General features: G+C 68.5%; 15 protein-coding genes. 7 read left to right on the top strand and 8 right to left on the bottom strand.

Annotation, left to right across the window (positions count from 1 at the left end):
* Positions 1-2: 2 nt before the first annotated feature.
* Both A6M56_RS09900 and A6M56_RS09895 read left to right on the top strand, forming a co-directional pair.
* Complete coding sequence (locus A6M56_RS09900) at positions 3-662, top strand: CYTH domain-containing protein (protein WP_286758091.1); 660 nt, start codon at positions 3-5, stop codon at positions 660-662.
* Positions 659-1450, top strand: coding sequence for a uracil-DNA glycosylase (locus A6M56_RS09895; RefSeq protein ID WP_045784943.1), 792 nt, complete (start codon positions 659-661; stop codon positions 1448-1450). The genes A6M56_RS09900 and A6M56_RS09895 overlap by 4 nt, the downstream gene beginning before the upstream one ends.
* Before the next feature lie 13 nt (positions 1451-1463).
* Here the strand turns inward: A6M56_RS09895 and A6M56_RS09890 are convergent, their stop codons facing one another.
* The 6 genes from A6M56_RS09890 to A6M56_RS09865 form a co-directional block, all read right to left on the bottom strand.
* The gene (locus A6M56_RS09890) at positions 1464-3680 is read right to left on the bottom strand and encodes an FUSC family protein (protein WP_102080144.1); all 2217 of its coding nucleotides are present in this window, start codon (positions 3678-3680) and stop codon (positions 1464-1466) included.
* Between the two features lie 13 nt (positions 3681-3693).
* Positions 3694-5556, bottom strand: coding sequence for a M61 family metallopeptidase (locus tag A6M56_RS09885; RefSeq protein ID WP_102080287.1), 1863 nt, complete (start codon positions 5554-5556; stop codon positions 3694-3696).
* 69 nt (positions 5557-5625) lie between these two features.
* Positions 5626-6642: an acrylyl-CoA reductase (NADPH) gene (gene acuI, locus A6M56_RS09880; protein ID WP_045784945.1), complete on the bottom strand. Its 1017-nt coding sequence runs from the start codon at positions 6640-6642 to the stop codon at positions 5626-5628.
* Positions 6643-6721: 79 nt separating this feature from the next.
* Positions 6722-7468, bottom strand: a complete 747-nt coding sequence (locus A6M56_RS09875; RefSeq protein ID WP_045784946.1) for a DsbC family protein — start codon at positions 7466-7468, stop codon at positions 6722-6724.
* 44 nt (positions 7469-7512) lie between these two features.
* The gene (locus A6M56_RS09870) at positions 7513-8808 is read right to left on the bottom strand and encodes a UbiH/UbiF family hydroxylase (protein WP_102080145.1); all 1296 of its coding nucleotides are present in this window, start codon (positions 8806-8808) and stop codon (positions 7513-7515) included.
* A gap of 118 nt (positions 8809-8926) precedes the next feature.
* Positions 8927-9319, bottom strand: a complete 393-nt coding sequence (locus tag A6M56_RS09865; RefSeq protein ID WP_045784948.1) for a flagellar protein FliT — start codon at positions 9317-9319, stop codon at positions 8927-8929.
* A gap of 421 nt (positions 9320-9740) precedes the next feature.
* On the opposite strand from A6M56_RS09865, the gene ychF reads away from it, so the two are divergent.
* On the top strand, positions 9741-10835 hold the full coding sequence (gene ychF / locus A6M56_RS09860; protein ID WP_045784949.1) for a redox-regulated ATPase YchF: 1095 nt from the start codon (positions 9741-9743) through the stop codon (positions 10833-10835).
* A 76-nt stretch (positions 10836-10911) separates the two neighbouring features.
* On the opposite strand, the gene A6M56_RS09855 is transcribed toward ychF, so the two are convergent.
* On the bottom strand, positions 10912-12168 hold the full coding sequence (locus tag A6M56_RS09855) for an MFS transporter (RefSeq protein WP_045784950.1): 1257 nt from the start codon (positions 12166-12168) through the stop codon (positions 10912-10914).
* A gap of 412 nt (positions 12169-12580) precedes the next feature.
* On the opposite strand from A6M56_RS09855, the gene A6M56_RS09850 reads away from it, so the two are divergent.
* Genes A6M56_RS09850 through A6M56_RS09840 form a run of 3 tightly spaced genes read left to right on the top strand, consistent with a single transcriptional unit; the run spans position 12581 to position 17354 of the window.
* Entirely contained in the window at positions 12581-14875 is a 2295-nt protein-coding gene (locus A6M56_RS09850; protein ID WP_286758090.1) for an ATP-binding protein, read from the top strand.
* Between the two features lie 26 nt (positions 14876-14901).
* Positions 14902-15369 carry a response regulator gene (locus A6M56_RS09845; protein WP_102080147.1) on the top strand — a complete coding sequence of 156 codons (468 nt, stop codon included), beginning with the start codon at positions 14902-14904 and terminating at the stop codon, positions 15367-15369.
* A 26-nt stretch (positions 15370-15395) separates the two neighbouring features.
* Positions 15396-17354, top strand: coding sequence for a response regulator (locus A6M56_RS09840; RefSeq protein WP_045784953.1), 1959 nt, complete (start codon positions 15396-15398; stop codon positions 17352-17354).
* 42 nt (positions 17355-17396) lie between these two features.
* Here the strand turns inward: A6M56_RS09840 and A6M56_RS09835 are convergent, their stop codons facing one another.
* A complete protein-coding gene (locus tag A6M56_RS09835) occupies positions 17397-17648 on the bottom strand; it encodes a GlsB/YeaQ/YmgE family stress response membrane protein (RefSeq protein WP_045784954.1) in 252 nt (83 codons plus the stop codon).
* 225 nt (positions 17649-17873) lie between these two features.
* On the opposite strand from A6M56_RS09835, the gene hemA reads away from it, so the two are divergent.
* Positions 17874-19181, top strand: coding sequence for a glutamyl-tRNA reductase (hemA, locus tag A6M56_RS09830; protein WP_045784955.1), 1308 nt, complete (start codon positions 17874-17876; stop codon positions 19179-19181).
* Positions 19182-19266 lie beyond the last annotated feature (85 nt).

Raw genomic sequence — 19266 nt, 5'->3', positions numbered from 1 at the left:
CGATGGCCCGTGAAATCGAACTGAAGCTGTCCGTGCCGGCGGGCGCGCACAATGCGCTGGTGGGCTGGCTGGATGCGAACGCCAAGGCGTCAGGCTCCGTGGAGTTGGCAAACGTCTATTACGACACGCCCGACCAGACCCTCGCGCGCAACCGCGCCGCGCTGCGCGTGCGCCGCCAAGGCAACCAGTGGCTGCAGACACTCAAGACCGCAGCAGTAAGTACGGCGGGATTGAGCGCCCGGCATGAATGGGAAGTGCCGCTGCAAAGCGATGCGCTGTCGGTCGATGCCTTCGTGACGCACGACGCCGCCGAAGCCGCCGACTATGTCCGGCCCCATGCCGCCGCACTCGCCCCGCTGTTCCGCACCGACTTCACGCGCCGCCTGTGGCGCGCGGCAGTGGAGGACGGCGAGATCGAGATTGCGCTGGACGCCGGCGCCATCCTCATCCCCGGCCCCCAGGCACGCGAGCCGATCGACGAACTGGAACTGGAGTGGAAGCCGGCCGCCGGCACCACGCTCGGCGAAGAGGCGATCGCCCAGCGCCTGCACGCATGGACGCGCACGCTGCGCGCCGCAGTGCCGGGCCTCACGCCGCTCGACATCAGCAAGGCGCAGCGCGGCTACCACTTGCGTGCAAAGACCATCGAGGGCCAGGCATGACGCGACGCGCCCATCCCGCGCAAGCCGCCCTCTTCGATGAGCCCGCTGCGGACACGGCTGCCGTGGGCTTCACCCCGCTGGCCCGGCAGTTCGATGCCCTCCCCGCCGACTGGAAGGCGCTGCTCACGCCGTGCATCGCGCAGACCAACTGGCCGGGGCTTTGCGCTTTCGTCGACGGGGAGCGCGCGTCGGGCAAACCGATCTTCCCGACCGAGGTTTTCCGCGCGCTGCATCTGACGTCGGTGGACGATGTGCGCGTCGTCATCCTGGGTCAGGACCCGTATCACGGCACCGGCACGGTCGATGGCCGCGAGATTCCGCAGGCGCACGGCCTGGCCTTTTCGGTACCCGCCGGCGTGCGCGTGCCGCCGAGCCTGCGCAACATCTACAAGGAAATCGAAGCGGAATACGGCTGCAAGCTGCCAGGCACGTCGGGCAACCTCGAGGGCTGGGCGCGGCAAGGCGTGCTGCTGCTGAACACCGTGCTCACGGTCGAGCAAGGTCAGGCCGCCAGTCACGCCAAGCGCGGCTGGGAACGCATCACCGATTGCCTGCTGGAACAACTCGCGCGCGTCGGCCACAAGCGCGTGTTCATGCTGTGGGGCAGCCACGCGCAGGCCAAGCGCGCGCTGCTGCCGGACGGGCACCTGGTGCTGGAAGCGCCGCATCCGTCGCCGCTGTCGGCGCATCGCGGGTTCTTGGGGTGCGGGCATTTCAAGCGGGCGAATGAATGGCTCGCGGCACAGGGCCAACCCGCGATTGACTGGCTGAAGCCCCAGGCAGCCTGAGGGCGCGCCCCGCCTAGTCGCGGGCGACCCGCAACGCGCGACCCAGCGCCCCACACCGCAGCGCGATCTTCGCCGTATCGGCGCGCAGCGCCTGCAGGCGCCGCTCCAGCAAGTGCGCGGCCGACAGCGACTCGGACTGCGTGGCCGCCTCCACCATGCGGGAGCGCGCCGACTTGTCGGCGAAATCGGCAGCGCCGAGTTCCTGCGTATCTCGCGGGCGCACGCCCCAGCCGCCTTCGTGCACGGCCTGGTCGAAGCGCTCCTTGGCGCGGGCGAGGCTTTCGAGCGCCGCCTCGGCGGTCTGCTCGACGAGGGCGCGCGTGTCGGCTTCGTCGAGCTCCTGCGCGCGCTGGCGCACGAGGATGCGCACCGCCGCCACATGCGCCGCCACCAGGTAGTTCTGCACGATGAAGCGGTTCAGGTTGTCGACGGCGCGGTGGCGGCTCTTGGGCTCGTCGAGCATGCGGGCGAAGGCCGAGATCAGCCCCGTGAGCGATTCCATGTACTGCTTGCGCTGCACGCGATACGCAAAGTCGTCCTTGAGCGTGCCGAGCAGCAGATCGCGCGCGGCCTCGATGAAGCGGCGGTTGGTGCGCAGCACGTCGTCCACCAGCTTGGGCAGGTTGCGATATTCCCAGCTGGGCAGCACGTAACTGAAGACGGTGGCGATGGCCGCGCCGATCAGCGTGTCGACCAGGCGCTCGCCGATCGCGCCCTTGCTGCCTGGCAGCAGCAGGTTGATCTGGATGAGCACCTGCACGCACGCCGCAATGGCGGTATAGCGGTAGCGCACGGTGACGAACGCCGCACTGGCCGCCGTCGACAGGTACAGCACGCTCATCAGGATCCACGTCGAATGGGTGAACCGCAGGATCACCGCAGCGATCACGCAGCCGATGAGCGTACCCAGCACGCGGTCGACGTTGCGCTGACGCGTCATGCTGAAGGTCGGCTTGAGGATCACAACGATGGTCAGCAAGACCCAGTAGCCGTGCGAGCTGTACGGCAGGCGGTCGGCAATCCACAGCCCGGCCGCCACGGCCATGGAAATGCGCAGCGCAAAGCGCAGCACCGGCGAGCGCCATGTCAGCTCCTCCAGCACCAGCCGCAGTTCGTACTTCTGGCGCGTGAGGAACGGCGTCATGTCGGGGCGCAGCAGCACCTGCGACAACTCGACCGGCGTGGCGGTTGCAGCATGCAGCTGCGCCATGAGGCGGATCGCGCCCTGCACGGTCGCCACCGATTCTTCCAGCGCGGCAATCGCCTCGATCGGCACACCGTGGTGGTTGCGCTGCAGTTCGTGCAACGCCGCCTCGATGGCGGCCATCTCCTGTTCGTAGGACATCGGCGTGGGCGACGGCCGGTCGCGGCCAACAGCATAGGCCACGCCTTCGATGTCCATGCGCATGCGCTCGATCACGTCGCGCAGCAGCCGCATCACCTCGGCGTCGGCCAGCCACTGGCGCAGCACGGGGTAATCGGTGTTGGACGACAGCAGGTACTCGTAGAGATCGAGCATCCGCATGTGGATCTGCACGAGACGCCCGTCGCTGGCGGTGCGGTTGTCGCGGAAAACAAAGTCGCGCGCCACCTGCTGCTTGTCAGCCACCGAAATCTGCTGGCGCACGAGCGCGTTGAACTGCTCGTCGAAATCCTTGGCGGCATCGTAGAAACCGGCCTTGCGCTCCACGTAGACGGCCAGTTCATACAGGCATTCGGCCAGCACCTGCTCCTTGATGCGGCGCCGCTGCACCCACGCGACCACCAGGGCGAACGCCATGTAGCCGCTGGCCCCGAGGAAGAACTGCAGCGTGTGCTCGACCGCCTCCCGAAAGGCGAACTCCTCGGTGAAGGTCAGCGTCATGACGAACAGCGCCGCAAACTGCAGCGGCATCGTCTTGTTGCCGTACGCCACCATCAGCCCGGCCAGAAAGGCCACCGCCACGATCACCACGGGCAGCACCGCGTACGGCGTGGCCACCGCCACGATGAACGTGACTGCGGTGGTCAGCAGCACGCACGCCATCATCTCGTTGAACTTGTGCCGCAGCGGGCTGGGCAGGTCCATGAGACTCGTGCACAACGCCCCGATGGAGACGACCATCGCGCCCTGCAGGTCCATCACCAGCAGCGCGAGCAGCGTCAGGCCGATCACGCCCGTGGCCGTGCGAATGCCGCGTGAAACGTAATGGCTGTAAAGAAACGTGCGTGGATCGTGGACGTAGTCCATTGGGCTGCGCAGCTCAGGCCGACTTCCCGCGCGCCGAACGCGTGCTGCGCGCCGCCGCCCGCTTGCCGAGCCACGCCGAGCGCAGCGGCGAGGGCTCCGGGGCCAGCGCCAGCGTGAACTGCGGCGTCGCATCGGTGGCCAGCTTCACGTTCAGCTGCATCAGCTCGTCGCGGCGGAACACGTGCACGGGGACGGTGTCGCCGGCGCGGTAGCGCGTCAGGGTCTTGTCGAGCTGGCCCGCCGGCACCCGCAGGCCGTCGACTGCGACGATCAGATCGCCGGCCGACAGGCCGCCGCGCTGCGCCGGGCCGCCGTCGAACACCTGCTGCAGCTTGACGAAGCCGTTTTCGACGCCCGCCTTGACGCCAAGCGCAAGCGCGGAATCCACCGCCTTGCGCGTCGCGCTGACGCCCATCGCCTTGAAGAGCGCCGGCAGCGGCAGGTCATCGCGGCCTTCGGTGGCCTGGCGCACCAGCGTGCGCAGGCGCAGGCCGGTGATCTCTTCCATCAGGGCGATCAGCTCGGCTTCGGTCACGCCACGCTGCACATGGCCGGGCGCATAGAAATCGCGGCCGTAGGCGGCCCAGAGAGCGCGCATCACGTCGTCGAGCGAGCGTTCGCCGCCGGTCTGCGTGCGGATCGTCAGATCCAGCGCCAGCGCCACCAGCGAACCCTTGGTGTAGTAGCTGACGATGGCGTTGGGCGCGTTCTCGTCCTGCCGGTAGTACTTCGTCCACGCGTCGAACGAGCTCTCGGCCACGCTCTGCTTGAGGCGACCGCTGCCGCGCAGCACGCCATTCCATGTCTTGGCGATCATCTCGAGGTACTGCGCCTCGGAAATGAGCCCCGAGCGCACCAGCATCAGATCGTCGTAGTAGCTCGTGAAGCCCTCGAACAGCCACAGCAGCGGCGTGTGGACCTCGCGGTCGAGCGCATACGGCACGAAGGCCGCGGGCTTGATGCGCTTGACGTTCCAGGTGTGGAAATACTCGTGGCTGACGAGGCCGAGGAAGGTGCGGTAGCCCTCGGTGGTCTCGTCGCGGCCGACGACGGGCAGATCGTTGCGCGCGCACATGAGCGCGGTGCTGGAACGGTGCTCCAGCCCGCCATAGCCGTCGGTGGTGACCATCGTCATGAAGACGTAGCGGCGGTTGCTGTCGAGAAACGGCGCGGTGGCCGTCTGCGGCTCGAACAGGCGGATCTGCGCCTCGCAGATGCGCTTGAAGTCGCGCGCAATGCGCTCCAGGTCGAGGTTCGGCACGCGGCCCGTGAAGACCGCGTCATGCTGCGCGCCGCACGCTTCGAACGACACCAGATCGAAGGTGCCCATCTCGACGGGATGGTCGATCAGTTCGTCGTAGTCGACGGCTTCGTACCAGCCGAAGCCGTAGCGCTTGGCCCCCGCCCTGCCGTTGATGCGGCCGCTGGCTTCGCGCAGCGCCGTGGCCACGCGCCAGCTGCGGTAGGCGTCTCCGGCGGGCGGCTGGATGTCGACCAGGCAGCGCTGCGCATCCGCGCCCTCGACGCGCAGGAACACCGACGTGCCGTTGAAGAAGCCATGCGTGGCATCGAGGTGTGCGGCCCGCACGGAGAGGTCCCAGGCGTAGACGTCGTACGACACCGTGAGCGGCCCGCTGCACGGAGCGGCCTGCCAGCTGTGCTTGTCCAGCTTGGTGAGCCGCACCGGCTTGTCGCCGGACGACGCCTCGATGCGCACGATGTTGCGCGCGAACTCGCGGATCATATAGCTGCCCGGAATCCACGCCGGCAGCGAGAAGCGCTGGCCCTGGCCGTCAGGCGAATCGACCGTGACCGTGACGGTGAACACGTGCGCCTCGGGCGCGCTCGGAACGATGGTGTAGCGGATCGGCTTCATGGCGAGCATTGTAGCGTTGCCGCCCCATGTTACCGACGGCCACCGCGCGCAAATCGTCCGCGAATCGGCCTATCGATTGACGTCGACGACCACGCGCCCGCGCATCTTGCCGGCCATGATGTCGTGCGCCGCGTCGATGGCGCCCGAGAGCGTCACCTCGCGCGTGATGGCAGCGAGGCGGTCGCGCAGCAGGTCGACGGCCAGGCGCTCCCACGCGGCCTGGCGCAGGGCGCGCGGCGCCATCACGCTGTCGATGCCGCACAGCGTCACGCCGCGCAGGATGAAGGGGGCGACGGTGGCCGGAAAATCCATGCCTTGCGCCAGCCCGCACGCGGTGACCACGCCGCCGTAGCGCACCTGCGCGCACGCGTTGGCGAGCGTGTGCGAGCCCACCGAATCGACCACAGCGGCCCAGCGCTCCTTCTGCAGCGGCTTGCCGGGCGCGGACAGTTCCGCGCGGTCGATCACGTCGGTCGCGCCCAGCGCCCGCAGAAAATCGGCCTCGCCCGTCTTGCCCGTGGAGGCCACCACGCGATAGCCGAGCTTGCCCAGCAGCGCGATGGCGATCGACCCCACGCCGCCCGACGCACCCGTCACCAGCACCTCGCCGTCGCCCGGCTTCACACCGGCGCGCTCGAGCGCCAGCACGGACAGCATCGCCGTGTAGCCCGCCGTGCCGATCGCCATGGCCTGGCGCGCATCGAGCCCCGCCGGCAGCGCCACCAGCCAGTCGCCCGACAGGCGCGCCTGCTGCGCGAGGCAGCCCCAGTGCGTCTCGCCGACGCCCCAGCCGTTGAGGATGACCGCATCCCCCGTCCGCCAATCCGGATGCGACGACTCCAGGACGACGCCAGCGCCGTCGATGCCCGCCACCATCGGCCACTTGCGCACGACCGGCCCCTTGCCCGTGATGGCCAGGCCGTCCTTGTAGTTGATGGTCGACCAGTCCACGCGGATGAGCACGTCGCCGGCCGTCACCTCGTTGGCGCGCGCCTCTGGCGTGGACAACGCCGCGTCGTCGAGGTCAACGATATGGGCCAGCGGCCCGCCGTCCTGCTTTTCCAGCATCAGGGCGCGAAACGACATGTCGGTCTCCCAGCGTGTTGTGAATGCAAATGCCCAAAGAAAAAGCGCCGGACGAAACCGGCGCTCTTTGCGGCATGGCTTACGACTTCTTCAGCGCGGCGAACTTGCGCTCCAGCGTGGCCGCGTCGATCAGGCCCGGCGCGCGCGAGCCATCCGGGAAGATGATCGCCGGCGTGCCGGTCACGTTCAGCTGCTGCCCGAGCTTCAGGTTGGCCTCGAGCGGCGTGTCGCAGGTGCCCGTGCCGCCCGGCGCGGTCTTGGCCGTCATCCACTCGCGCCAGGCCTTGGCGCGGTCGGCCGAGCACCAGATCTGCTTGGCCTTGGTGTTCGAGTCTTCCGACAGGATCGGGAAGAGGAAGGTGTAGACCGTGATGTTGTCGACCTGCGTGAGCATCTGCTCGAGCTTGTGGCAGTACGGGCAGTTCGGATCGGAGAACACGGCGATCTTGCGCGAGCCATTGCCCTTGACCCACTTCACGGCGCGGTCCAGCGGCAGGTCCGACCACTTCACGCGGTTCAGCTCGGCCAGGCGCTCCTGGGTGATGTTGGTGGCGGTCTGCGTGTCGAGCAGGTCTCCGTTGAGCACGTAGCGGCCGGTGGCATCGGTGTAGATCACCTGGCTGCCGAGGTTCACTTCGTACAGTCCCGCCAGCGGCGACTTGGCCACGCTCTTGATCTCCACGTTGGAGCCCAGCGCCTTCTGCACGGTGGCCTTGACCTTGTCCAATGCGGGCTCGGCGGCACCGGCGCTCAATACGTAACTCGCGCCAATGGCCGCCACAGCCACCGCAGAGGCGATGGCCGCCACCCGAATACGAAACGACATAAAAGCTCCTGAAACCCCGAGAAATCGCACCAGAGGCTGCTGACTCAACCCAGCGCGTGCTTGATCAACAAGCGTTTGATGAATGGCGTCATCCCGACCAGCGCCATGCCCGCGTTGCGTACCGTGCGGGGCAGCGCGCCGGGCAGGGCGAACAGCCGATGCAGGCCGTCCGTGGCGGCCGTGAGCGAGAGCAGGTCTTCGCGGCGGGCACGCTCGTAACGGCGCAGCAACCTCAGATCGCCATGATCGCGCATGGTTTCCCGTTCGGCCATCACACGGCCGATTTCGGCCACATCCCTGAGGCCGAGGTTCATGCCCTGCCCGGCCAGCGGATGGATCACATGGGCCGCATCGCCCACCAGCGCCACGCGCGGCGCAACCAGCCTGCTGGCGTGCTGCAGCACAAGCGGAAAGCCTTGCGCCGGCGTGATGTTCGTCAGGCGCCCGAATCGCGCGGCCACGGCTCCGCCTGCGGCGGCCTCCACGGCCCGGCACAGCGCCTCGGGCGGCAGGGCCAGCAGTTCGCGGGCGTGCGCCTCATCGGCCGACCACACCATCGAGACCCGCCGATCGGGTAGCGGCAGCATGGCGAGGATCTCGCCGCGCGCTGGCATGGCGTCGCCTGCTGCGGCGGCCCGCTCGGCAGGGGTGCCGAGAAACCACTGCCAGGCGGTGTCCTGGTGCCAGTGCTCGGCCTGGAAGTTGGCCACCACGCCCAGCTGGCCGTACGGCTTGGCTTCGGCCTGGATGCCGGCCTGCTCGCGCACCCACGACTGCTTGCCGTCGGCGCCGATCACGCATTCGGCGCGAATCGGCTGTCCGTCTGCCAGCGTGAGGCGCACCGCGTCGGCGTCCATCTCGAAGCCGGTGGCGGCGTGCGGGAAGGTCTGCACGGTGTGCGCAAAGCGCAGCGCCGTCTCCAGCGCACGCTCGACCAGCGACGATTCAGCGATCCACGCCAGCTGCGGTGCGCCGGCTGCGTAGGCGGAAAAGTGCAGGTCGGCGTGGGCGTGCTCGCCGCGCGCGGCCGCGTCGTCGCCAAAGATGCGCATGTCGTGCGCAGGCTGCACCCGTGTCATGTCGAGCGCGGGCCAGATGCGCAATTGCTCCAGCAGCGCCTGCGAACTGGCAGAGAACGCGTAGACGCGCGCGTCCCAGGCGTCCGGCCCCGCGGGAGCAGACGCCGGCGCCGGCGGCGCGACGTGCGCGACACGCAGGCCGATCTGCGCGAGCCGCAGCGCACACGCCCGCCCGACGATGCCGCCGCCGACCACGGCGATGTGGTACGCCACGGCGTCTTTGGCAGCCGCCCGGGAAGAGGAAAACGCGGGTGTATTCATGGTGGGCCGATTATAGCGGCGGGGGTGGGCCCGGCTTTGCTGGCGCGCAAATGCGTCGCGGCAGCCGTTTGACGGGCTGCCGCGGGATCGGCGCAAGTCAGAGCGATTGGCCCGCCGGCTAGTAGTAGGACACCGCCGCGTAGGCCTGGCGCACGCCGATGGCGCGGCGCTCGCCGCTGGCCAGGCGCATCAGTTCGTCCTGCCGCGGGCAGACGAGCGCACGCACGCGGGCGTCGTTGGCAAGGATGCGCATCATCAGGTCGCGCTTGCGGCGGACGTCTTCCACCGACAGGGCCGGACGCCGCGCGTGGCCCAGGCGCTCCATGTGGGCGGCGCATTCGCGTTCGAGCCGGCTCACCTCTTCCCAGTCGGCGCGCTCGGCTGCGTCGACCATGTCTTCGGACAGGCCGGCGATGGCTTCGTAGCAGGCGAACATGCCGGCGCTCTCGGAAACCGCGGGGGTCGGGTGGATGCGGCCGGTCGAGGTGGTGGTGGCGACGGTCCAGGACATGCTGTGCTCCAGAGGCGTATTGTTGTTCTGGAGCGAGGCAGTGCAATAGGTGTGCCTGGCCTCAAACGCGGTCGCTCCGCTTGGGGCCGGAAGGGCCGTCAGGCCTTGTCGGACTTGGCTACGCGCGATATGGGGCGGCCATGCAACTGCTGGGCCGCCCCCCCGAAAGACCATCGCCAGGTGCGAAGTTGTTACGTCGATGGAACGTAACGCGTAACGGCTTCGTAACGCGCACATCACCCGTGGCAAGCGCGGCCCGGCACCATGAAAGCGGGCGTAGGCAACGCCCCTACGGCGGTCTGACCGGAGCCGGACCGGTTACAATCACGCCTTTCCGTGAACGACGCGCGCAGCCCCGGTTCCGCTGTGCTGGCGCCTCCCCCAGCGTCACGCAACCCCTTGATTTAGAGCCTTTTTCACCATGAGCCTCCAATGCGGCATCGTCGGTCTGCCCAACGTCGGCAAGTCGACCCTGTTCAATGCCCTGACCAAAGCCGGCATCGCCGCCGAGAACTACCCGTTCTGCACGATCGAACCCAACGTGGGCGTGGTGGAAGTACCTGACGCCCGCCTGCAGGCGCTGGCCGAGATCGTCAAGCCGGAGCGCGTGCTGCCGGCAGTCGTCGAGTTCGTCGACATCGCGGGCCTGGTGGCGGGCGCATCCAAGGGCGAAGGCCTGGGCAACCAGTTCCTCGCCAACATCCGCGAAACCGACGCCATCACGCACGTCGTGCGCTGCTTTGAAGACGAGAACGTCGTGCACGTGGCGGGCAAGGTCGACCCCATCGCCGATATCGAAGTCATCAACACCGAACTGGCCCTCGCTGACCTGGGTACGGTCGAAAAGGCCCTGCAGCGCTACACCAAGGCCGCCAAGTCGGGCAATGACAAGGAAGCCGCCAAGCTGGTTGCCGTGCTGGAAAAGGCGCAAAAGGTGCTCGACGAGGCCAAGGCCGTGCGCACGCTGAGCCTGACCGACGAGGAATGGGCGCTGCTCAAGCCGCTGTGCCTGATCACCGCCAAGCCGACGATGTATGTGGCCAACGTCAAGGACGACGGCTTCGAGAACAACCCGCACCTCGACGCCGTGCGGGCCTACGCCGCCCAGACGAACTCGCCCGTGGTGGCGGTGTGTGCGGCCATCGAAGCGGAAATCGCCGATCTGGACGACGCCGACAAGGCCGAATTCCTCGCCGACATGGGCATGGACGAACCGGGCCTGAACCGCGTGATCCGCGCGGCCTTCAAGCTGCTCGGCCTGCAGACCTACTTCACGGCCGGCGTGAAGGAAGTGCGCGCCTGGACGATCCACATCGGCGACACGGCCCCGCGCGCCGCGGCGGCCATCCACACCGACTTCGAGCGCGGCTTCATCCGCGCACAGACCATCGCCTACGACGACTTCATCCAGTACAAGGGCGAACAGGGCGCCAAGGAAGCCGGCAAGATGCGCGCGGAAGGCAAAGACTACATCGTCAAGGATGGCGATGTGCTGCACTTCCTGTTCAACGTCTGACCAGGCGAGCGCAACGACAAAGCCCCGCAATGCGGGGCTTTTTTCATGGGCTGCCCGAAACGCCGGCGGGCGGTTTTCAGCGGAGTTCAGCGCCCTTCAGTTCAGGGATGAGGAAGAACGTCGCCAGCATGTCGAGCACGTAGATGCCGGCCAGCAGCGCGATCGCCACCTGGAACGAATACGCGGACGCCAGGCTGCCGATCGCGATCGGCCCGAATCCGCCGATGGCGCGGCCGATGTTGAACAGCACGTTCTGCGCGGTGGCGCGGGCGGCTGTCGGATAGGCCTCGGAGATCAGCGCGCCGTAGCCGCCGATCATGCCGTTGACGAACAGGCCCATGACGGCACCGGCCCACAGCATCGCGACGGGATCGTTCAGCCGCGCGTAGGTCAACACCATGGCCACGGCACCGGACTGGAAGATCAGGAACGTCGGCTTGCGCCCGATGCGGTCGGCGAGATGGCCGAAGGCAAAGATGCCCACCATCATTCCGACGATCGTGACGGAGGTCCACAACGCCGACTTGGTCAGCGAGAAACCGAGCGTCTTGCCGAGGTACGTCGGCATCCAGATCATGATGCCGTAGTAGCCGAAGTTCTGGACGGCGCAGAGGACGACGATGCCCGCGCTGGTGCGCGTGGTGCGCGCATCGGCCACCAGCAGCCTGAACGCGTTGCGCTTGCGGCCGGCGGTGTCGACGCGGCGCACAAACACCTCGGGTTCGTGCAGCGTCTTGCGGACGAGCCAGGCCACCAGCGCGGGCGCCATGCCCAGCACGAACATGCCGCGCCAGCCGATCAGCGGCAGCAGCAACGGCGTTAGCAGCGCGGCCAGCAGCACGCCCGCCTGCCAGCCCAGCGCCACATACGACGACACCCGCGCCCGCTTGTGCGCCGGCCATGCCTCCGCGGCCAGCGCCATGCCGATGCCGAATTCGCCGCCCAGGCCGATGCCGGCGATGGTGCGGTAGACGAGCAGATCGCTGAAACCCTGCGCGAAGGCGCACAGGCCGGTGAAGACGGCAAACAGCACGATCGTCCAGGTCAGCACGCGCACGCGGCCGTAGACGTCGCTGAGCGCCCCGAACACGATGCCGCCGGCCACGGCGCCGACCAGTGTCCAGGTCACCAGTGCGCCTGACTGGCTTGGCGACAACGCCAGTGCCGCGCTGATGGCCGGCAGCATGAAGCCAAGGATCAGGAGGTCGAAGCCGTCCATCGCATAGCCGATGGCCGAGCCTGCCAAGGCCTTCCAGGCGTAGGCCGAGCTCTGCGCCGGGAAAGGCGCCGACGCCCCGGACCCGGCGGCCGACACGCTTGCATTCGCTTCCATGCCCGGCCCCTTACAACACTCCGCGCGGCAAAGCGCGCGCGACAAACGCGATCGTCATCTCGTCCCCCGGTCCACGATATGGCTCCGCCCTGCCGGCCGAACGCCGGTCGCTGTGCGGTCGTCCACGGGCCCTGGGCAAAGGCGGTGATGATACTCCCGCGCGTTCGCCCGACGGGCGCAGCGGGTGCGCGGCAGACGTTACAACCCGAGCCGAGCCGGGGTCACTTTTTTACAAGGCCGTCCGATCGAAAGGCGCCCTTGCAGGCGCGCCGCGCCACCCCAAGCGCCGGAAAAACCCGGCAGGCACGGCGATTGCTCGACCCCTGCAAAGATGGATTGAACCTTGCTCGACATGCGGCATGCCGCGACCGTGGGTCTGCATGGTCGGCCCGGCGCTTCCCTTCCCCAGAACATGAGTTTGCATTCGCCCCTGATCGCCGATGTCGATGCCGTGCACGGCACCAGCCTTGAGGCCACGATCCAACCGCGCGGCGTCCTGCTGTGCCTGTCCGAGCCCGACCTGCAGATCTGCCAGGTGAGCGCGAACCTGGAGGCGGCGCTGGATACGGCGGTGCAGTCGGCGTTGCAGGCGCCGGTCGAGCTCGTGATCGGCATGGCCGGCCGCGAGGCACTGGAGCGCGCCCTGACCATGCACAGCGTGGACGATCACCCGCTCTACTTCGGCACCGTGCATACGCCGCGCGGGCAGGTGCTCGATGCCGTGGTGCATCGGCACAAGGGCGTGCTGATCCTGGAGCTGGAGCCTGCGTCGCATGCCGCCGCCGGGGCGTTTGCGTCGATGTATCCGCTGGTACGCACCTTTGTGAGCAGCCTGCAGGCGGTCAGCAGTGTCGATACGGTGGCGGAACTGGCGGCGCGCGAAGTCCATCGACTGACCCACTTCGGGCGCGTGGTGGTGTGCCGCCTCGAGGGCGATGGCGCCCTGCGGGTGCTGGCCGAGGCGCGGGACGCGGCCATCGGCTCGCTGCTCGGCGCGCACCTGCCCATCAGCGACGTGTCGCCGGACGTGCCCGCGCTGCATGGGCGCAATCCACTGCGGCTCGTGGCCGACGTCCACGAGGCCCCCGTGGGCCTGGTGCCGCCGCTGAACCCGTTGACCGACGCGCCCACCGATCTGACATATGTGGCGCTGCGCGGGGCCTCCCCGGCCGAGCGCGACGCGATGCGGCGCGTGGGCGCAGCCGCGTCGCTCACGCTGGCACTGACGGTGCGCGGCCAACTCTGGGGCGTGATCGCCTGCCACCACGCACGGCCGTGCCCACTCTCGTTCGAAGTCCGCACGGCGTGCGAGCACTTGGCGCAGATCCTGGCGCTGCAGATCGAGGCCAAGGAAGACCGCGCCGAGATCGCCCACCGGCTGGAGCTGCGCCGCATCCTCGTGCGGCTGCTGGCCGCCATGACGGATCGCGAGAACTTCCAGGACGGCCTGCTGGAACACCCGAGCGACCTGCTGCGCTTTGCCTCAGCCAACAGCGCGGCCATCGTCCGCCGCGACGAATGCGTGCGCGTGGGCGCGGCGCCCGATGCGCAGAGCATCCTGCGGCTGACCGAATGGCTTGCGCGCGAACACCCCGGCGAGATCTTCCACACGGACCGCCTGGCCGCCCTGTATCCCGACGGCGCCGCCCTGCTGCCGCAGGCCAGCGGGGTGCTGGCGGTCCAGGTGTCGCAGCTGCATCGTCACTATGTGTTGTGGTTCCGCACCGAGGCGCCGCACAGCGTGCCCCGCCCGGCCGGTCCGCTCGAAGGGGCCGACGACGCGCACGACGCAGATGCCGAGATCGCGGCCGCCCCCGCCTCCGTAGAGCCGCGGCGCAGGCAGGTCGCCCGCGCATCGCGCCCATGGCGCACGAGCGAAGTGGAAACCGCCGCCGAGTTCCGCTACGCGGTGCTCAACATCGTGCTGCGCCGCGCCGAGGAAGCGGCCGAACTGGCCGGCGAGCTGCGCCGCGCCAACCACGAGCTCGAAGCGTTCTCGTATTCGGTGTCGCACGACCTGCGCGCGCCGCTGCGCCACATCGCCGGCTATGCAGAACTGCTGGACGAGACCGAGGGCGACCACGTCTCTGCGCGCGGCCGGCACTTCCTGCAGACGATCTCGGAGTCGTCGCGCTTTGCCGGCAAGCTCGTCGACGATCTGCTCACGTTCTCGCAAATGGGCCGCGGTGCGCTGCGGCTGGCCGACGTCGACCTCACGCAACTGATGCGCGGCATCGCGCGCGACGTGTCGGCCGACCAGCAAGGCCGCCACATCGAATGGCACATCGCCCCACTGCCCGTGGTGCGCGCCGACCCCGCCTTCCTCCAGCTGGCCGTGCGCAACCTGCTCTCCAACGCCGTGAAGTACACGCGCGACCGCAATCCGGCCCGCATCCGGATCGAGGCCGAAGACACGCCCACCGAAACCGTCGTACGCATCGCCGACAACGGCGTGGGCTTCTCGATGGAATACGTCGACAAGCTGTTCGGTGTGTTCCAGCGGCTGCACCGGATGGACGAGTTCGAGGGCACGGGCATCGGCCTGGCGAACGTCCGGCGCATCATCGAGCGCCACGGAGGCCGCACCTGGGCCGAAGGCGAGCTCGACCGCGGCGCCACGTTCTATTTCACCCTGCCCCGCACGCCCGAGCCGCACGAGGCCGCAGAGCCGGGCGCCGGGCGGCCGTCTGTCCGCGGTCTCGCCTGACCGCCCGTTTCAAGCGCAACGCCATCATGCTCAAACCCATTTTGCTCGTTGAAGACAACCCGAACGATCTGGAGCTGACCCTGCTGGCCCTTGAGCGCAGCCAGCTCGCCAACGACGTGGTTGTCGCCCGTGACGGCGCCGAAGCGCTGGACTATCTCCATGCGCGCGGTGCCCATGCCAGCCGTGTGCCCGGCAACCCGGCCGTGGTGCTGCTCGACCTAAAGCTGCCGAAGATCGACGGCCTCGAAGTGCTGGCCGAGATCCGGGCCACGGCCGCGCTCAAGAGCCTGCCCGTCGTGATGCTCACGTCTTCGCGCGAAGAGACCGACCTGCTGCGCAGCTACGAACTGGGCGTGAACGCCTACGTCGTCAAGCCGGTCGAATTCCGCGCGTTTGTGGATGCCATTGCCGACCTCGGGGTATTCTGGGCGGTGCTCAACGAACCGCCGCCCGGCTCCACACGGGCGCGCCGTCCATTACAGGCGGCAGGCTAGCCGTCATTTCCGGAGCATCCGTTCTCATGCCCAACCTGCAACTGCTGCTGGTCGAAGACAACCCGCTCGATGCCGAACTCACGCGTGCACGGCTGGAGGCAGCCAACCTGCCCGCCGACACCGTCCTCGTCGACAACGAGACCGACTTCATCGCCCAGCTCAGCGCGCGCACGTTCGACGCCATCCTGGCCGACTACATGCTCCCGCAGTTCACTGGCGCCGAGGCGCTGGACATTGCGCGGCGCATGGCCCCGCAGACGCCGTTCATCTTCGTGTCGGGCGCGCTGGGCGAGGAACACGCCGTCGACATGCTCAAGCGCGGCGCCACCGACTACGTCATCAAGCAGCGCCTGCAACGCCTGCCGGTGGTACTGCTGCGCGCGCTGGCCGAAGCCGCCGAGCGCCGCCAGCGCATTGCCGCCGAAGCCGCGCTGCGCGAGACCGAGACGCACTTCCGCCTGCTCATCAACGCGCTCAAGGAGCATGCCGTGCTCTCGCTCGATCCGCAGGGCATCGTGCGCACCTGGAACGCGGCCTCGCACAGCATCCTGGGCTACGCGCGTGAAGACATCCTCGGCAAGTCGGCCGAGATCCTGTACCCGCAGGCCGCGCGCGAGGCGGGCGACTTCCAGCGCAAGCTCGAGCGCGTGCGCCGCGAGGGCAGCCTCACCGACGACCGCTGGATGCTGCGCAAGGACGGCACGCCGTTCTACGCATCGAGCGTGGTCACCGCGATCCATAACGAGAACGGGCAGCTGATCGGCTTTTCGAAGATCATCCGCGATGCCACCGAGGAACGCGTGGCGGCCGACACGCTGCGCCGCGCCAAGGAAGAAGCCGAGACGGCCAACCACGCCAAGGACCACTTCCTCGCCGTGCTGTCGCACGAACTGCGCACGCCGCTCACGCCCATCCTCACGGCCGTGCACCTGCTGGAACTGCGCCAGGACCTGCCCCAGTACGTGGTCGCCCAGCTGGAGGTGATCCGGCGCAACGCCGAGCTCGAAGCCCGCCTGATCGACGACCTGCTCGACATCACCGGCATCTCGCGCGGCAAGCTGGCCGTGAGCTTTGCGCCGGTCGACCTGTATGCGTTGCTCGAGAGCACGCTCGACATGTCGCGCAACGACATGCAGAGCAAGCGGCTGTCGCTCAAGACGCGCTTCGAGGCCAGCCGCAGCCGCCTCTTCGCCGACGGCGCGCGCATTCAGCAGGTGATCTGGAACCTTGTGCGCAACGCGGTCAAGTTCACGCCCGAGGGCGGCGCCATCGAAGTGCGCGTGTGGAATCCGGGCCCGACGACCATCGCCGTGGCGGTCAAGGACAACGGCATCGGCATCGAGCCCGAAGCGCTGCCGCGCATCTTCTCCGCGTTCGAGCAGGCCGACGCGTCGATCACGCAGCGTTTTGGCGGCCTGGGCCTGGGCCTGGCGATCGCGCATGCGCTGGTGCAGAAGCACGAGGGCTCGCTGACCGCCGAAAGCGCCGGCCGCCATCAGGGCGCGACCTTCACGCTCACGCTGCCGCTTGCCGCCGCAACCGCAGAGCCGGAAACGCCGCCCGCTCCACCCATGCCGCGTCCGCAGCCCACGCGGGGGCTGCACGTGCTGCTGGTGGAAGACAACGTCGACACCGCCGAAGCCATGTCGCAGATGCTGGAGATCCTGGGCCACACCGTCACCGTGGCCAACGGCGCGCGCACGGCCATGCAGGCGGCGGAATCGGGCACCTTCGACCTGCTCATCAGCGACATCGGCCTGCCGGACGGCAGCGGCCTGGACGTGGTGGGCGTTTTTGCCGAACGGCAGGCCGCGCCGTCCATCGCCATCACGGGGTACGGCATGGAAGATGACATCGCGCGCTGCCGCGAGGCCGGCTTCACAGACCACCTGACCAAGCCGGTGGACTTCAAGCGCCTGGAGGCGCTGCTGGCCGGCTATCTGGCCGCGCGCGATGCGCGGACCGCCGGCGCCCACGCGGGCTGACCGCGCAAGAATGCCGCACCGGGCACCGCCGCAGGCCCGGCCTTAGCGGCGCACGAGGCCCCACACCGCCGGCAGCAGCATGGCGCCCACCACGGCAGCCGTCCATGCCAGGATCTGGCCGTCGGCATACAGGTGGGCGAACTGGCCCCCGTAGTACCCGAGCAGCGCGCCGAGGGCACCCGTGCACAGCGCCGGCCGCCACCCCATCCGCCGCCCGCCCGCATGGGTGGGATGCAGCCAACGCGCCGCCGCGCCCACCGCCAGACCGATCCACAGCGGCCCAATCCACCCCATTTGCCTGTTCTCCGTATTGCCGGTTCGACTCAATTGGACGCGTACCTTAGCGCAGGACGGCACGGAAGGCCAACGGTCAGGCCAGGAGTGCCCCGCGTGATGCATAACCTACATTTGGCGCCGGGGCCTGGCGGCGTGCGCGCCGCGCCCTGCCGTGGCGGGGCCCCGGCGTTATAATTCTGCGTGCTCAAAATTTGTGCCGTTTCGTAAAACCGGCCGCCCCACATGCAGTTGCTCACCCTTGGAATCAATCACCACACAGCGCCGCTTTCCCTGCGCGAGAAGGTGGCGTTTCCGCTTGAGCAAGTGGGACCGGCGCTCGCCACCCTGCGCCAGCACCTGCCGCACCGCAAGCGCACCGCCGAAGCGGCCATCCTGTCCACCTGCAACCGCACCGAGCTCTACTGCGCCACCGACGGCAACCTGCCCGAAGACACCGCGCACGAGCACGCGATCCGCTGGTTGGCGCATCACCACAACATCGACGCCGCAGAGCTCGCCCCGCACGTGTATTCGCTGGGCCAGTCGCAGGCCGTGCGGCACGCGTTCCGCGTAGCCAGCGGGCTCGACTCGATGGTGCTGGGCGAGACGCAGATCCTCGGCCAGATGAAGGACGCCGTGCGCACCGCCACTGAAGCAGGCGCGCTCGGCACCTACCTGAATCAGCTGTTCCAACGCACCTTTGCGGTTGCCAAGGAGGTGCGCGGCACGACCGAGATCGGCGCGCACTCCGTATCGATGGCCGCCGCAGCCGTGCGCCTGGCGCAGCGCATCTTCGAGTCGATTGCCGAGCAACGCGTGCTGTTCATCGGCGCCGGCGAGATGATCGAACTGTGCGCCACCCACTTCGCCGCGCAGACGCCGCGCGAAGTGGTGATCGCCAACCGCACGCTCGAGCGCGGCGAAAAGCTGGCCGAAGCGCTGTCGAACCAGGGACTGAACGCCCGCGCCGTGCGCCTGGCCGAGCTGCCGACCAAGCTGGCCGAGTTCGACATCGTCGTCTCGTGCACGGCGAGCACACTGCCGATCATCGGCCTGGGCGCCGTGGAGCGCGCCATCAAGCAGCGGCGCCACCGCCCGATGTTCATGGTCGACCTGGCCGTGCCGCGCGATATCGAGCCGGAAGTCGCACGCCTGTCCGACGTGTTCCTCTATACCGTGGACGACCTCGGCGCCATCGTGCGCGAAGGCAATGCGCTGCGGCAGGCTGCGGTGGCGCAGGCCGAGGCCATCATCGAGACGCGCGTGCAGAACTTCATGCACTGGCTCGATGCGCGCAGCGTGGTGCCGGTGATCCGCGACCTGCACGCGCACGCTGAAACACTGCGCCAGGGCGAGCTGGAACGCGCCCAGCGCATGCTCGCGCGCGGCGACGATCCGGCGCAAGTACTGGAAGCGCTGTCGCACGCACTCACCAAGAAATTCCTCCACGGCCCGACGCACGCGCTGAACCACGCGCAGGGCGAAGGCCGCGAGCAGCTCATCGACCTGCTGCCGGCACTGTTCCGCCAGTCCAGCCACTCCGAACGCTAGCGGCGCTTCCTCGCATGCGCGCCGCTGCTGCGCGCTCCACATGGCGCGGTATCATCCGCGGCCCGCGCCGTCCGCCGCCTTCGGC

The organism is Ralstonia sp. RL, assembly GCF_001683835.1.
GTDB lineage: Bacteria > Pseudomonadota > Gammaproteobacteria > Burkholderiales > Burkholderiaceae > Ralstonia > Ralstonia mannitolilytica.
The sequence above is the reverse complement of the archived record's forward strand: the minus strand, read 5'-3'. Positions and strand labels throughout refer to the sequence as shown.